Source organism: Pseudomonas sp. S2_B10, assembly GCF_054668425.1.
The window spans coordinates 2,925,447-2,939,172 of the sequence record NZ_CP162768.1 but is presented as its reverse complement, the minus strand read 5'-3'; the positions used below and the strand labels follow the sequence as shown (position 1 = coordinate 2,939,172).

General features: G+C 51.5%; 12 protein-coding genes. 9 read left to right on the top strand and 3 right to left on the bottom strand.

Features of this window, described 5'->3' with window-relative positions; genetic code table 11:
• The first annotated feature begins 276 nt into the window (after window positions 1-276).
• From AB4O45_RS13250 to AB4O45_RS13230, 5 genes are all read left to right on the top strand, one after another.
• Complete coding sequence (locus AB4O45_RS13250) at window positions 277-1,908, top strand: TniQ family protein (RefSeq protein ID WP_236248966.1); 1,632 nt, start codon at window positions 277-279, stop codon at window positions 1,906-1,908.
• A 415-nt stretch (window positions 1,909-2,323) separates the two neighbouring features.
• Window positions 2,324-3,490 carry an SAVED domain-containing protein gene (locus AB4O45_RS13245; RefSeq protein WP_460161489.1) on the top strand — a complete coding sequence of 389 codons (1,167 nt, stop codon included), beginning with the start codon at window positions 2,324-2,326 and terminating at the stop codon, window positions 3,488-3,490.
• Complete coding sequence (locus AB4O45_RS13240) at window positions 3,491-4,741, top strand: nucleotidyltransferase domain-containing protein (protein ID WP_056854279.1); 1,251 nt, start codon at window positions 3,491-3,493, stop codon at window positions 4,739-4,741. It begins immediately after the preceding gene.
• Window positions 4,725-6,509, top strand: a complete 1,785-nt coding sequence (locus tag AB4O45_RS13235) for a ThiF family adenylyltransferase (protein WP_460161488.1) — start codon at window positions 4,725-4,727, stop codon at window positions 6,507-6,509. The genes AB4O45_RS13240 and AB4O45_RS13235 overlap by 17 nt, the downstream gene beginning before the upstream one ends.
• Window positions 6,506-6,988 (top strand): Mov34/MPN/PAD-1 family protein, encoded by a 483-nt coding sequence (locus tag AB4O45_RS13230; RefSeq protein WP_056854281.1) that lies wholly within the window; start codon window positions 6,506-6,508, stop codon window positions 6,986-6,988. Before AB4O45_RS13235 ends, AB4O45_RS13230 begins: the two co-directional genes overlap by 4 nt.
• 28 nt (window positions 6,989-7,016) lie before the next feature.
• Here AB4O45_RS13230 and AB4O45_RS13225 read toward each other — a convergent pair whose 3' ends face one another.
• Window positions 7,017-7,565: a 3'-5' exonuclease gene (locus AB4O45_RS13225; RefSeq protein ID WP_056854282.1), complete on the bottom strand. Its 549-nt coding sequence runs from the start codon at window positions 7,563-7,565 to the stop codon at window positions 7,017-7,019.
• Between the two features lie 221 nt (window positions 7,566-7,786).
• On the opposite strand from AB4O45_RS13225, the gene AB4O45_RS13220 reads away from it, so the two are divergent.
• Window positions 7,787-8,419 carry an antitoxin Xre/MbcA/ParS toxin-binding domain-containing protein gene (locus AB4O45_RS13220; protein WP_460111917.1) on the top strand — a complete coding sequence of 211 codons (633 nt, stop codon included), beginning with the start codon at window positions 7,787-7,789 and terminating at the stop codon, window positions 8,417-8,419.
• 187 nt (window positions 8,420-8,606) lie between these two features.
• Here the strand turns inward: AB4O45_RS13220 and AB4O45_RS13215 are convergent, their stop codons facing one another.
• A complete protein-coding gene (locus tag AB4O45_RS13215; protein ID WP_460161487.1) occupies window positions 8,607-9,521 on the bottom strand; it encodes an AraC family transcriptional regulator in 915 nt (304 codons plus the stop codon).
• A gap of 125 nt (window positions 9,522-9,646) precedes the next feature.
• Between AB4O45_RS13215 and AB4O45_RS13210 the strand changes: the two genes are divergently transcribed.
• Together AB4O45_RS13210 and AB4O45_RS13205 are read left to right on the top strand one after the other, a co-directional pair.
• A complete protein-coding gene (locus AB4O45_RS13210; protein ID WP_460161486.1) occupies window positions 9,647-10,186 on the top strand; it encodes a carboxymuconolactone decarboxylase family protein in 540 nt (179 codons plus the stop codon).
• Between the two features lie 116 nt (window positions 10,187-10,302).
• The gene (locus AB4O45_RS13205; RefSeq protein ID WP_460161485.1) at window positions 10,303-10,785 is read left to right on the top strand and encodes a YkgB family protein; all 483 of its coding nucleotides are present in this window, start codon (window positions 10,303-10,305) and stop codon (window positions 10,783-10,785) included.
• An 820-nt stretch (window positions 10,786-11,605) separates the two neighbouring features.
• Here the strand turns inward: AB4O45_RS13205 and gcvA are convergent.
• Complete coding sequence (gene gcvA, locus AB4O45_RS13200) at window positions 11,606-12,550, bottom strand: transcriptional regulator GcvA (RefSeq protein ID WP_177336571.1); 945 nt, start codon at window positions 12,548-12,550, stop codon at window positions 11,606-11,608.
• A gap of 76 nt (window positions 12,551-12,626) precedes the next feature.
• On the opposite strand from gcvA, the gene AB4O45_RS13195 reads away from it, so the two are divergent.
• Window positions 12,627-13,715 carry a quinone oxidoreductase family protein gene (locus AB4O45_RS13195; protein WP_460111925.1) on the top strand — a complete coding sequence of 363 codons (1,089 nt, stop codon included), beginning with the start codon at window positions 12,627-12,629 and terminating at the stop codon, window positions 13,713-13,715.
• Window positions 13,716-13,726: the final 11 nt, after the last annotated feature.

The window sequence follows — 13,726 nt, the reverse complement described above, 5'->3', positions numbered from 1 at the left end:
ATGAGAAGTATGTTTCATCTAGCGATCAGAATAATCTTGATTGTATATTCCTCACGCGTTCAACTTGCGGGAGCTGGATTATCGATACGTGTTTTTGATTCAATGAATACTGCTACGATTGCGGTTGGGTAATCCATCAAAATTCGGAGCAGGGTGACACCCTATCGTGTGGTCATTTCAGAGAGCCTAACCCCAGTACAAAATTTAATGTGCAATCTATATACTCCATCTTGGATCCGCGTTTTTCTTTAACTCTACTTTGTTAATCGGTAAATGATGTCTGAACTACTATTTTTCCCTGTATCGATGCCGGATGAAATGCTGCACTCTCGCGTCACCCGCTATCACTACCTATCAGGGAATAGAACAGCGGCGGAAACCTACCGTGATTTATTCGCATCTAAGCCATTTAGCATCGGTGGCATCGTGCCTCAGCAGATTGAGAAGCTTGCCGACAGGCTACCAGGGCAGCTGGAGAGCAATCTTGCAGAACTTATCAGTAACAACACGACGTTTCCTGCGTACAGACCTTTTCTAGGTGTGAGGCAAGGACCGGAGGACCATTCTGGATCGCACGCTTTTGATGGGGTGGTACGAATTCCTCGCCGCGAAGAGTCCATCCATGGGAAAGCTAAGCTTTGCCCTACCTGCGTTCAGGAGGATTTGATCGATTGCGGTTCTGCCTACTGGCATCGATCACACCATATACCCGGTGTTTCAGTCTGTTGGCGCCACGGGGACTCGCTGATCCATGCTTGCCCCAAGTGCTCCCACCCTTTCTATCGAAAATTGAAGCTGCTTCCAAATCTGACTGAACCATGCGCATGCGGGTGGAATCCGCTTAACGCTAAGACGACGCATAAGGGCTCGGATCTGGAGAAGAAGGTCGCGCTATTCGCGCATGATATCTTGCAACGAAAGATCCCGCCAATAGGTAGCGCGGTATTGAGCTCTTGCTATGTGCGGCAATGTAAGAAACGTGGATTTGTATTTGGAAACAATGCGGGCATTGCGAAACTTTTTGATAGTATTCAAAGTGCTTATGGCGATGAGTATTTAGCGCAAATTGATCCGGCCTACAATAATGGAAAGCATGAGCAATGGATTAGGCTGAAGTCAGACAAGGGTCAGCTTAATATGCCACTAGCGCGACATTTGATTATCGCGCTTCATTTATTTTCCAGTGCTGATGATTTCGAGGGAGCGTTGAAGAATGAGTCTATCCTGCTAAGTGCTTCGAGTTCGCCACGACCTTCTAAAAATGAAGATGCGCATTCCGGTAAAATGATTAAGTACCGTCAAAAAATCGAGATGCTTTTGGCGCTGCGCTCCGAGGCTGATGTGGAGTACCTTTGGAAAAAAGCCTATAAACCAACTCATTGGCTAATGGAAAATGATAATGCATGGCTGATCGCAAAACTTCGCATGCCTAAGAAGGTTGCCGTTAAGGTTGAGAAGACTATCGACTCAAGAGACGCTGGTTATGCAGCCCTTATTGAAGCGGGCGTGGATGAGTTGTATAGCGTTGCGAAAGATCCTAAAAGGGTGAACATTAGAAATTTGCAGACGCTGCTCCCAAACTCGTTACCTCACGGCCTAGAACTGCGTAAGCAGAGGTTCCCTCTTACTTATCACCAGATCAAGCGTCACCAAGAGTCAGTGTGGTATTTCCGATTAAGGACATTGGTGTGGAGCATCTCTGAAATCATAAGAATGAAGCTGCCGGTGAACTATTCGACTGTAAGATTGACCTCGGCGGTAGCAAGCAAAGTTTTCTTGGTTTTTTCCAGCTTCTTCGAGTGGGATCTGGAAAGCTTGGCGAGAACAGGCGTGGATGCAGAGGCCTTGCTCAAGTCTACCGGAGTATCGAGAGACTGGGAGGGACCGCCGATTGCGATTAGCTTCTGAGGGCATCTGCGCTCTATCCGCCCCGAAAACGTCCTCAGGGGCTGGAGCGATAGCTTTAAGAACCGATTATCGCGCATCGGGTTCTTTAGCTGGTTCTTGTGGGGGGCGCAAGGAGATTGATGTCGTTTGGTTTTTGAGCGAGATATGTATCGAAATTAGCGAGTTTATGTCTTCTGCATAAAATCGCTAATTTCGATACATACGCTTCTGGTCAGCACCATAACCCATCAGCATTTGCCAGAAATCGAAAGCTGCCATCACTCCGTTTCGATGAGTCAAAAAAAGCGTCTTGGTCAAGACGCCTCGGCATTAATCACCCTCAGATCTCTCTTGAAATCGCGGCAAATGACCTTAATATGATCTTATCTTGCCATCATCGTTTTCAATCATGGATGTTTCTCGGGGGTAGGTCGAAATGGCAGAACCAGAAGACGCTAAGCCCGCGAGTGGGCGCTTTAACACGAATGATGAGACGAAGCGGATCGTATGGACACAGAGCGCTGGTCATTGCGAACTGTGCGGCACAGATCTAACGTTCGACTATCGTGCCGGCAAGCCAATGAAATGGGGCGAAGTGGCGCATATCCTACCCGCCAGTCCCAAGGGGCCTCGGGGACGCGCGGATCATGATGCTGAGGCGCACACGAACGATACTGCTAACCTGATGCTCCTGTGCCCAGGCTGTCATGACAAAATTGATCGTGACGCAGATGGTTACCCTGAAAATGACTTGAGTGGTTTGCACCAAGCATACATAGAACGCCTCCGAATCGCTGCAACGACCCCCGATGGTGGCAGAGCCATTCCCCTAATTGTCCAGAGTCAGCATTTCCAGACTATCAGCGACATTCCCGTTCGCGATCTGTTGACTGCGATGTCTGCTGAAGGACTAACGGCCTTCGATCAAGGCATCAAAATCACTTTCCCTGCGCCCGGACCGCGAGGTAGGGACGCGACCTATTGGCAGAACATCAAAGACAGCGTCCAGTATGAGCTGGAGCAGCAACTCAGGCGTCGCGGCGGCACCTATGGCGATGCGCCTGCACTAGCTGTAGTGGGCTTGGCCGATATTCCAGCTTTGATGATGTTGGGTCAGAGCATCGGCGACCGTTCTAAACGCTTGATCTTCTCTTTTAACCGCGAGCATCTTCTGCGCTGGCCCGATCAGTCCGCTGAGCCGCCCAAGTTTCTGTTTACTCCTCCGCCGGACGGTGATGGCCCACTGGCGCTAGTGCTCTCCATTTCTGCGCAAGTTCCAATTCGCGACGTGACTGACGCCATTCCAGGTGCGCGCATTGCAGAGCTGTTGATTCCGGAACCTAGCTACGCGATGGTACAGAACCGTCGGGTGATTCATGCCTTTCGCGACGCACTCCAAATACGACTGAGCCAGCTTGAGGCTCTGACTCCTGATCCTATCCACGTCTTCGCCGCCATTCCTGCGGCACTGGCCATCGAGTTTGGCGCGTTGCTCACAACGCAGCATCAACATACGTACCTGATCTTCGATCGGGACAAAGAAAACCAAGATCGGTTTACGCAAACACTGCAATTGGGCTCGGTGGCCCAGGAGGCTATGTAAATGCTTTTGAGCAACGAACAAACCAAGCGCAGCAGTTGGGAATATTTTCTGCTTCGCGCCGCGCGGGAAATCTCGCTGTCGGAAGCGCAGTACGAAAAAATCAATGACCGCTACTCCCAACTGGAAAAAATCCTCTCGGCTTCTGACAATCCGTTGCTCGCTGAGGCCCATATCTTCGTTCAGGGCTCAATGCGGCTGAAAACCACCATTAAGCCAATTCCCGGCGCGCCTGCGGATCTGGACACCATTGATGCGGACGCGATTATCTGGCTCCCTCACGCTCAAGGCGCTGGTGCGAAGGAAGTTCTAGAGGCGATTGAACAGCGTTTTAGAGAGGGCTCCCGCGTTCAGGAAGAAGTTAAGCAACTACGTCGTGGTATTCGGATCGTTTATGCCGACGAAAATCCAGGTTTCCACATTGATGTCACACCTGCCCGCGCGATCAACGGAAATGGCGAAGCAAACGGCGAGGGTAAGCTGGAGGTTCCGGATCGGGTCACAGGGTGGAAAGCAAGCAGCCCTATTCCTTACTCGAATTGGTTGCAGGTCGCATCCGCCCAAGAAATCTCCCTGGAAAGCTTGGTGATTGCCAAAAGCCAGCGAATGCTTGATGCCGCGACACAAGATCCTTTGCCGCATTATCAGGACTACATCGATCAAGATCCCCTGCGTGCGACCATAAAGCTGCTTAAGCGGCATCGCGATGAATGGGCCATCAAAACAAGGAGCGCTGATACTCGCCCCATATCTGCAGTTATCACCACTCTGGCCACTCACGCGTACCTGGATGTCGTGAAGGAGTCCCAGTCGAAGCCTTTGGCACCGCTCGATGCAATTTTGGAAATCGTTCGCAGAATGCCGCAGCACATCGCGCAAAGAGGTAGCGATTGCTTTGTCTGCAACCCTGCCGATAACGGCGAAAACTTTGCAGAGAAGTGGAATCGACCGGGCGAGGGGCAAGGCTATCGCCAAGCATTTACCAAGTGGCATGCGGACGCCAGTGCATCTGTGTCATTGGGTTTGGAAAGTTTTGAATCCAACGATTCCTTTGCCGAGGCAGTGAAAAAGAATTTCGGTATTGCACCGGCATTCATTACGGCAGTGAACAATGAGATCCCTGCGAATTGGACGATGCCCGGCCGACCGGATGGCACTACTCGAAACTCTGCTTCGATGGGTTCGCTCTTCGGAGGGGCCAGCGGTGGCGGAACCTCTCAGTCGAGCGTAAAGCCAGTTGGACGCCTTGGCTGATCCTATTAAGACGCCATTGCAGCGCGGAATCGCCGCACTGCGAAACACCCTAGGTCAGGATGCTGCCAATGCATTGCTCCAGCCCGCACCCATGCGGGCTGACGAAGCGGCGTGCTTTCACTTCCCCTTGCCCATTGATTACACGGGGCAGGAGCGGCGACTGCGTATTGGTTTCCCCTCCAACTTTCCTCGTGGGCTCTTGCGGCTGAACGTCGAACCTTCTCCATGGCTGGTTTGGCCGCATGCCACTAAGTCGGGGCTTTGCCTTCATGGCTTTCAGGAACGCCCCATTATGGGCTCCCCGGAGGTCGTGGTAGAGGACAGTCTTGCTCGCTTGGCCCAGATCGTTTCGTTGTCCAAGATGGGATCAAGTCAGACAACGCGCGATATCGAATTTCAGAATGAGATCACTACCTACTGGTCTTTTCAGCACGGACAGTCGTACCAGAACCTTTTACTTTTGGATCGACCTCAGGCTGCCTCGCAGTTGTTTGCTCTCAGCGATCCGCGCCGGGCTGTGCCATCCGGTCAGGAAACGGTTTGGCTAGCATCGAACATAGCTGCGCTCAAAGGGCATTACCGACGGGTTGTCGGGCGCTCCGCTGTCATTCGCGCGGCCGAAACTCCCGGTTTTTACGTCAAGCTTCAGACTTATCCGGATATCCGCACCCCGGATCCAGAAGATTTATTGCTGTGGCTCACGCCACACCTTCAACCAGACGATGCCGAGCAATTACTGGCATGGTTTGAGCTGCATGGAACGTTGGCGAGTCGATGGATTGTCCTGGAGCTTCCTGGGGGGACGGATGCTCCAACTTATTGCCTCAATGTGCGCTCGCTTGGCGTACAGCAAGAGCGGGGGGCAAAGTTTGGCTTGCGCACAGCGCGCCGCCGGCCAGCCATCGCAAATGCACATCCTCCGGCACTCGTCCGCGCAACTGCCCTAGACGTGCTTGATCGTGCGTCCATTCTGTCCCGCGATATAAGCGGCACTGCAAAGCACCTTGAAAATGCTCGGGTCGTTTGTGTTGGCGTTGGCTCGTTAGGCAGTGCGGTGGCAATACAATTGGCACGCTCCGGTGTCGGCCACCTTACCCTCATCGATCCTGACACTCTGGTGTCAGCCAATCTGGGTAGGCACGTTCTGGGAGCGGATAGCCTAGGGAGGCTGAAAGCCTCAGCGTTGAGGGACAAGATTCTGTTAGATCTTCCGACTACAGAATGCACCGCTTATTCGACTTTCGCCGAAGTAGTTATGAGTAGCAAACCAGAAGTGTTCGATAACGCAGATCTTGTGGTGATTACGACAGCGGACTGGCAGTCAGAGGTCACTGTATGGCGAGCCAAATCCAGCGGCGTTTCTTGGGGACTTTTACAAGCCTGGAGCGAACCGTATACCCAGGTAGGCCACGCGCTATTCGCACCAGCCGGTACCTTTGATGGCCGTCATTTATTCACGGACATCGGCGATTTTCTTCATAAGTTTACAGAGTGGCCGGGAGGAGGTGCAGTTCCGCTGCCCGCTTGTGGGGAGAGCTTTATTCCAGGCGGATCGTTGGGGATGACCAATATCGCCTCTATGGTGTCGCACACGGCTTTACGTGCATTGACCGGCAACATCACCACTGCATCTTGGGTGAGCAGTATCTACAGGCCTGAAGATGTGCCGAGCCTAGGAGGCCAATACCATGGGCCCAAACTTCCAGAGGGGGCGCAGCAACTCCTACTCGAGCGCGGATGGCCGGAACATAAGGATGAAATGGTATGACGGATATCGCTTGGCGCTGGAGATGGGCGGAGGTGGATTCCGAGCTATTGGTGTCGCAAGCTGTCGCGGACATCTTGGATAGTCATCGGCAAGGCCTCTTTGGCATGGAGCGAGGGGGACAGTTATTCGTCAACCCGGTTAATCCGAAAGGGTTGCTGCTGGCCTTGGCCACGTTGCCTCATCGCGCCGATCGGTCAGGCTGGTCTTGGCTAGAGTTGGATGCGGAGCGGTGCTGCCAGGAGATCCAAGCTGCTAACCAACAAGGGTTGCGTCTGGTGGGCTATTGGCATACGCATCCCCAATCTGTTCCGGTGATTTCTCCGGCAGACATAGGAAGTTTTTCCAGATTTGCTGCGCGTTACACGCAGGATCTGCCGCACCCAATAGCCGTTATCGTTGGCAAGTCCGAAAAACCAGAAGGCATCAAGGCGTGGTCGTTCAGGGGCGGCAGGTATGTTGAGGCAACCTGGCTTAGATAAGCTTCAAGTCGGTGCCATGGGAGGCACGTCAGCGGTTACCTTTACCCGCCAGCATTAGTGCGAAGAGCTCTGCCTGAAAGCGAGCATCATCCAATGCGTTATGGTTCGGTTCGCTGAGCGGCTTCAGCGCAGCGGTCATCTTGGATGATCTTGTTTCCTGCCAGCTGCAACCTACAGCTCCCATGAAGTAGGCCTTCATGTCGATAGCGGTAAAACCAAAGGGGTTGGTTTCCAAGTATTTATGGAAGTAGTAGTTGACGAATGACCAGTCAAACGGTGCATTGAGTCCTACGAAAATGACCTTCTGCCCCGTTTGGCAGGAAGATTTCAGCCATTCACCAAATGTCAGCATCGCCTGTTGCGGAGTGAGTCCTTCGCGCTCCAGCTTCTCCAGACTCAGCCCCGATACTGCCAGTGCTTCTGGGTCGTGTTTTGGACTGTCAGGCCGTAGCTCAAGATAGATGGATGTGGCAGGTTGATCTACAAGGCAGGCTCCAATGGAAAGCAGACTGTATTCGCCTGGTATAGGTCCAGAAGTCTCGACGTCGACGGAAACATAAAGCTCAACAGGGTTCATGTCATATCCTTTTCGTGTAGTTGCCAGATCAAGCTCGTAACCATGTGACGGTGGAAAGGCGGCAAAGCCATTGACCCATTTTTTGCTGTTTTACTCGCTATCCGGCGTTCGAGCAGCGGCAGTGCATGTCTACTGGAGGAGTGCACGTTCCTTTGGTCAGCTCTGCGCCCGAGCATAATGATGTGTGTCATTCTCTAATCGCGGATGAGGGCCGGACAATCATGAGCGAGCGTTGGATAGTCAAGTGCCAGAATACTGAGGACGGTACTGGCGACATCATCATTGACCTACCTCCAGAGTTGCTTGACCAAATGGGGTTAGGTGTTGGGGACGACCTGGAGCTAACGGTAGCGAATGGCACATTAGTGCTGATGCCCCTGGACAACGCAACATCAGTGCGGCCAATGTTCGCTGGCGTCCTGCGTCATGATGTCTATCATGGTTACCGCACGCGTCTGGAGGCGCTTCTTCATATCTCGGTCAATGCTTCGGATCTGGACATTCACGACAAGATTGTAGCTGGCTTCTCGGCCAGCCTGATCAAGGTGCTCTATGATGATGGAACCCTAAGCGACGAAGAACGCGACAGAATCATTCAACCCAAAACGCTCAAAAAAAAATTGGCAGCCAATCAACTCTTAACTTTGCATGAGAGCGACCGCCTGTTCCGGTTTGGACACATTACTGCCATGGCCGAGGTGATCTTCGGTGACAAAGGGAAGGCCAAACGATGGCTTTCAAAACCCAAAGCCCGTTTTGTGGGAGAGAGCCCATCGGCGATGCTCACTACAACCATTGGCACACATCTAGTCGAAGAAATGCTGATTCAGGTGGCTGAGGGCATGTCATCTTAATCCAGCCGCAGCCGCAGCCGATTAGTGAGAATCGCTTTTTCCTGAAGATAGGGCGTCTTGCGTCAAAACAAAATAATGCAGGCTTAATGCTGATGGGCTTATATCGTGCGTTATCAAGCGGCTTGCATGCGCTAGCTGAAAGCCAGTGTCTATACGCGTTCAGCGAAAAGCGCAGGCCCGGATACTTTTATCTTCCGTTTTCACGCCTAAATGATCCAGGGCTTTTGCCATGGAAGCGACTAAAAGCGCGGCTAAAGGCTGCCTCGGACTGATAACCAACGATCTCTGCAATGATGGCCACGCTGCGCGTGTCACGACTTAACCAATGCGCAGCCTTCGCCATTCTAATACGCACGAGCATATCTCCAGGCGTCATTCCTGCTACTTTCACGAAATGACGTGCGAACGTTGCGCGCGATAAATGACAGGTATTAGCCAGCTCTTCCACCGACCACTGTCGAGCCGGGTCCTCCAGCATGGCGTATAAGCCGCGAACGAGGCGTGGATCCGACAGTAATGCCAGCATACTAGGTTGAGTTTGTGCCTGGGACATCCATGCTCGGAGAATTATTGCGAACAAGGCTGAGGCAAGCTGGCTCAGGATTACTTCCGATCCCTGACCTGTGGTCCGTTGCTCGCAGCCAAGAATGGCGATCAAAGATTGCATAACCTGCAAGTCTTTACCGCCGGCTTCGCGAACAACCATCAAGCTAGGCAGAGAGCTGAACAATGGGCCAGCAATGCCAGGCTCAAAATGGAAGTACCCGCACAGTATCTCACTTTGCGCACCCACCTCATCATTTACTGCAACAGGCAGCGCTGAACCGGTTTCCACCCGTACTAAGCTCGGCAAACTATCAGGGTCTGCTTTTAAGGTATGTGCAGCGCCAGTAGGGAAAACGATAACGTCACCGCAGTGCAGATGCAGTGGCTCGAAGCCAGAGGTGTAAAGCCACACACTTCCAGAGGTAACAATATGATAAGGAGCGACTCCGTAATTGGTAGGCGGGTTCTCGAGCGCCCAGGGAGCCCCGAGCTTGCACACATGGTCTAGAGCGACCTCGACGGGATAGAGGCGCAGTAAGCGGCTTAATAGGTCCATTTTCTTTCCAGATTGAGACGCTAGGGCAAGAAGATGCCCAAACCTATCATCATTTGGATCGATTACCTCGCTAAAGTGGCTACATCCGGCGCTCCTGCCGGTCCACATTAGCAAAAGGAAATCGTATGACCCGCCTTACTTCCCACCCCGTCGATCAGGCAACCGGCCGCGCTGCCGAATTGTTCGTTGCTATCAAGACTGCCTTTGGCGCTGTACCCAATACCTTCGCAGATATCGGTGCCAATAGCCCCGCAGCGCTGGAGGCAGCTCTGGCAGTCGATAGCACCTTGTCAAAAGGATCGCTGACTACACAAGACATCGAGGTAATCAAGCTCGCTATCAGCCAACAGACCGGTTGCGACTATTGCCTTGCCGCGCATACGGTGATCGGTCGGGGTGCGGGTCTTAGTAAAGAACAAATCCTGGCTGCTCGCCATGGCGATGCATCATCGGGCAACGCAAAGCTAGATGCGCTCGCGTCATTTGCCCGAGTTTTGTACCAAACTCGAGGCACTCTACCAGCGGAGCATGTGGATGCAATAAAAGCCGCCGGCTATAACAACAAGCAAATTGTTGAGATCCTTCTTGCTGTCTCGTCTGGTATTTTCACTAACTACTTTAATCGTGTGAATGACACCGTAATTGAGTTTCCGAAAGTAACCTGAAAAGACCAGTAAGTTTTAGGCGCAGCACCCAGTATACAAAATCACCGTAATGTTGCTTATAGTCCCCAGGGACTATTAATAGCCAGTTGCCCATCATTCGTCTAGAGGAAATAATTATGAACTACATTATTAATTTGCTTGGCCGTTCCTTTATCATGAAGCACGACCTAGATTATCACTTGCTCCGAGCCTCCATGGTGCTTATCTTCCTTTGGTTTGGCTATGACAAGTGGTTCGATGTTGAAATAAGAGACTTAATTCCTTTGCTGACCAACGCGCCACTTCTTTCTTGGACAATTCCAGTATTAGGTGTTAGCGGCACGAGCATCTTGCTGGGTACTGCGGAATGGACTTTCGGGCTGTTATTGTTCCTCGGGTTCTGGAACAAAAAAATTGGCGTACTTGGCGCTCTTGGTTCGATTGTAACATTTATAGGTACACTCACGATTTTCCCGTTTGCACCAGGAGCTTGGCACCCAGAAGCTGGCGGGTTCCCAGCGATGACCATAGTTTCGGGTTTCTTGTTGAAAGATCTCGTCTTATTGATGGCTTCTGTCTATCTACTGAAGCAAGATCTCGCTAAGTTGCTCAAAGTTTAGGATTAGCTCTCAATAGCGGAAAGTGGGTACTGTCTAATTCTGTTCCTCAGCCGCGGTGAACACGCCGCGGCGGTCAGTAGGGCGTTGCAGAAATTAGGACTTAAAATTGTCTAAACATATTATGGCGAGTAATATCGATCGGTTTGCCAGAGCTCTAATAGTAGTTTGGGAGTAGATAAATATGAAAAATGTAACAATGTGTATTCCCCAGCGTTGGTTCTCGTTGCCATTATGCCAAAGCATTCTTAACAGGCGAGAGCATTAGGGTGAAAGAAATTAATGTTGAGGCTGATTCTCAGCGCTTGCGAGAACGGATTATCAAAAGTGGGACGACACAACGTTCCGCAGATGTTTGTTGGAGAGCATCATGTAGGTGGCTTCGATTATATGATTGCACTTGAGCACGCGGGTAGTCGTGACGCCCTGCTAGGGTAATGAAAAGAACGTGCTTTGGCAGCGATCATGGACTGACCAAATTACTATAAATTGAGTTCACCGAGGCTGTTTTTACGCCGCATTTACGCCGCATCAGAGAACACGTCGTAAGCGTCTTACACGATTCAGGAATAGTTGCTATGCAACGGCTTAATGCTTTTTCGTGCTTCCGGAGGATCAGTGTTTTTGGGCTTTTAATAGTCGTTGCGCTATTAAATATGAAGGGCCTAACAACTCCCGTTTTAGAAGTTGGAAAAGGCAGGCCGCTATCATTATCGATATCACGAAGGGCATCCTTGCGCTACACGGGATTCGAACATCACCTTCAACAAAAACCCTTAATTAAATAGTTTATGCTGATCGAATAATTCTTAAGGCGCCTCGTTTAGTAGTAAGTTGTCAGTATTTGTTCCTCTTCTGCTTCCGACATCAGCCAATCACGCACTGCTTTTACTTGGGGTCGCAGGGTAGCGTGGTGGGGATACACCACGAAATAGGAAGAGTGAGACGTTTCGTATCCATCGAAAGGACGCACCAATCGCCCTGAAACCAAATCCTCTTTTACTAATCGGCTGCGAGCTAACGCGACACCGTGCCCTTCAATAGCTGCCTGGATAGCTAGCGCAGATGCATTCACATGCATGCCACGCAGTCCATGAATATTATTGTACCCTCGAGATGACAGCCATGAAGTCCACGTTGGGAAATTTGGATCGAAGCTTATGGTTGCATCGTGTATCAAGGTCAAAGAAGCAATATCGTCAAGACTTAATGAAGGCTTTCCCAGCTTGTCTAGCAAATTTTGGCTGCAAACCGGGAATACGTACTCTCCCATCATTCGCTCCGCTGTTAAATCGGGGTAACGGCCTATCCCAAAGCGAACGCCGATGTCTACGCCCTCACTGCGAAAATCGACAAGACGGTCAGTAGTGTGCAATCGAATATCCCATTGTGGATAGCGAGCGCTGAAACCAGAAATTCGGGTCAAGAGCCATTTGCTAGCAAAAGCAGGCGTTACAGATAGCGTGACGACATTAACCGGTAGCGCTGTCCGCAAACGTTGTAATCCCTCCGCCAGCAGTGAAAATCCGTCGCGGATCTGAGGATAAATCGCAGCGGCTTCAGGGGTTAACGTCACGCCACTACGGGATCGTTCAAACAGAGAACGCCCTACGTAATCTTCTAACGTTTTGATTAATTGGCTGATCGCAGGAGGGGTTACGTTGAGTTCCTCCGCAGCAGCGGAGAACGTTTGCAGCCTTGCAGCTGCCTCGAATGCCCGTAGAGCATTCAAATAAATTGCAATCCGTCGAGCTTCTTCGTTAAGCACAGCTTATTGCTCCGGCAAGAAAATCCCAATATTCGGCTGCTTCGTTCGCTCACATAATAGCCACTCAAGCGGGTAAATGTTCAAGATGAACGATGCCGGCGACGTGATCTCTCTTATTTTTCTGTTTAACGGAGTTTTTATGAAAGCGTCTATTTTTCGTGAGTTCGGTGGCCCAAACGTTCTGCGCTACGAGGACGTTGCTACGCCAAGCGCACGCCCAGGACACGTGGTCATTCGGGTACTAGCTGCAGGCATCAATCGACTTGAACTCTACCTGCGTGAAGGTGCTATCACCCGTGATCTTGCTTTGCCTCATATTCTTGGGTCGGATGCGGTTGGGGAAGTAGTCGAGTTGGGTGCCGGTGTGACCGACTTCTCACTGGGTGAACGTGTAGTACCTATGCCTGGTTACCCGCTAGATAAAGCTGACTATGCATTTTCCCCCATGAGTGCAGCTCCCAGCTATGCCATTGCAGGCATTATGAGTTGGGGGGCCTATGCTGAGTACATGGAAGTTCCCGCGCATTGGTTGCTGCGCGACGATACGGGCCTGTCCCCAGAGGAGCTTGCGACGTTGCCAATGGTCCTAGTGACTGCTGTGCGCGCTGTGAGAGTCGTAGGCGCGGTGAAAGCGGGAGACACCGTTTTGGTCCAAGCGGGCGGTTCGGGTACAGGTTCGATGAGCATCCAAATCGCTAAGGCGCTTGGCGCCAGGGTCGTAACCACAGTTAGTAACGATGAGAAAGCTGAAGTCGCACGAAAGCTCGGTGCCGATCTGGTCATCAACAGCAAGCGTGAAGACTTTGTGGCAGTCTCTCGCGAGTGGACAGGAGGTAAAGGTATGGATGTAACGATCGACAACCTCGGTGGTGAAATTCTTGCCCGCAGTATTGAAGCCACGCGTCCTACTGGCACTGTGGTTACCTTGGGCTTCGTCGCAGGGTCTGAGCTGAATCTTGATATTCGTAGCTTTTTCTTCAGCCAGCGTCGCCTGCTTGGGACGCTTATGGGGGATTTGGACGACCTGCGTTTCGGGTTGGATTTGATAAAGAAAGGCGCTGTGCGCCCAGTACTGGATCAAGTAATTCCGCTTTCTGAAGCAGCTCGTGCTCATGAGCTACTCGGGGAAGGGCGTGTGTCGGGCAATTTAGTGCTGAAGCCTTGATTCGGAGTCGA

What these genes read in the sequence shown, in the direction of transcription:
- AB4O45_RS13250 (WP_236248966.1), top strand. Translation starts at nt 277, where the DNA reads ATGTCTGAACTACTATTTTTCCCTGTATCGATGCCGGATGAAATGCTG.
- AB4O45_RS13245 (WP_460161489.1), top strand. Translation starts at nt 2,324, where the DNA reads ATGGCAGAACCAGAAGACGCTAAGCCCGCGAGTGGGCGCTTTAACACG.
- AB4O45_RS13240 (WP_056854279.1), top strand. Translation starts at nt 3,491, where the DNA reads ATGCTTTTGAGCAACGAACAAACCAAGCGCAGCAGTTGGGAATATTTT.
- AB4O45_RS13230 (WP_056854281.1), top strand. Translation starts at nt 6,506, where the DNA reads ATGACGGATATCGCTTGGCGCTGGAGATGGGCGGAGGTGGATTCCGAG.
- AB4O45_RS13225 (WP_056854282.1), bottom strand. Translation starts at nt 7,565, where the DNA reads ATGAACCCTGTTGAGCTTTATGTTTCCGTCGACGTCGAGACTTCTGGA.
- AB4O45_RS13220 (WP_460111917.1), top strand. Translation starts at nt 7,787, where the DNA reads ATGAGCGAGCGTTGGATAGTCAAGTGCCAGAATACTGAGGACGGTACT.
- AB4O45_RS13215 (WP_460161487.1), bottom strand. Translation starts at nt 9,521, where the DNA reads ATGGACCTATTAAGCCGCTTACTGCGCCTCTATCCCGTCGAGGTCGCT.
- AB4O45_RS13210 (WP_460161486.1), top strand. Translation starts at nt 9,647, where the DNA reads ATGACCCGCCTTACTTCCCACCCCGTCGATCAGGCAACCGGCCGCGCT.
- AB4O45_RS13205 (WP_460161485.1), top strand. Translation starts at nt 10,303, where the DNA reads ATGAACTACATTATTAATTTGCTTGGCCGTTCCTTTATCATGAAGCAC.
- AB4O45_RS13195 (WP_460111925.1), top strand. Translation starts at nt 12,627, where the DNA reads ATGTTCAAGATGAACGATGCCGGCGACGTGATCTCTCTTATTTTTCTG.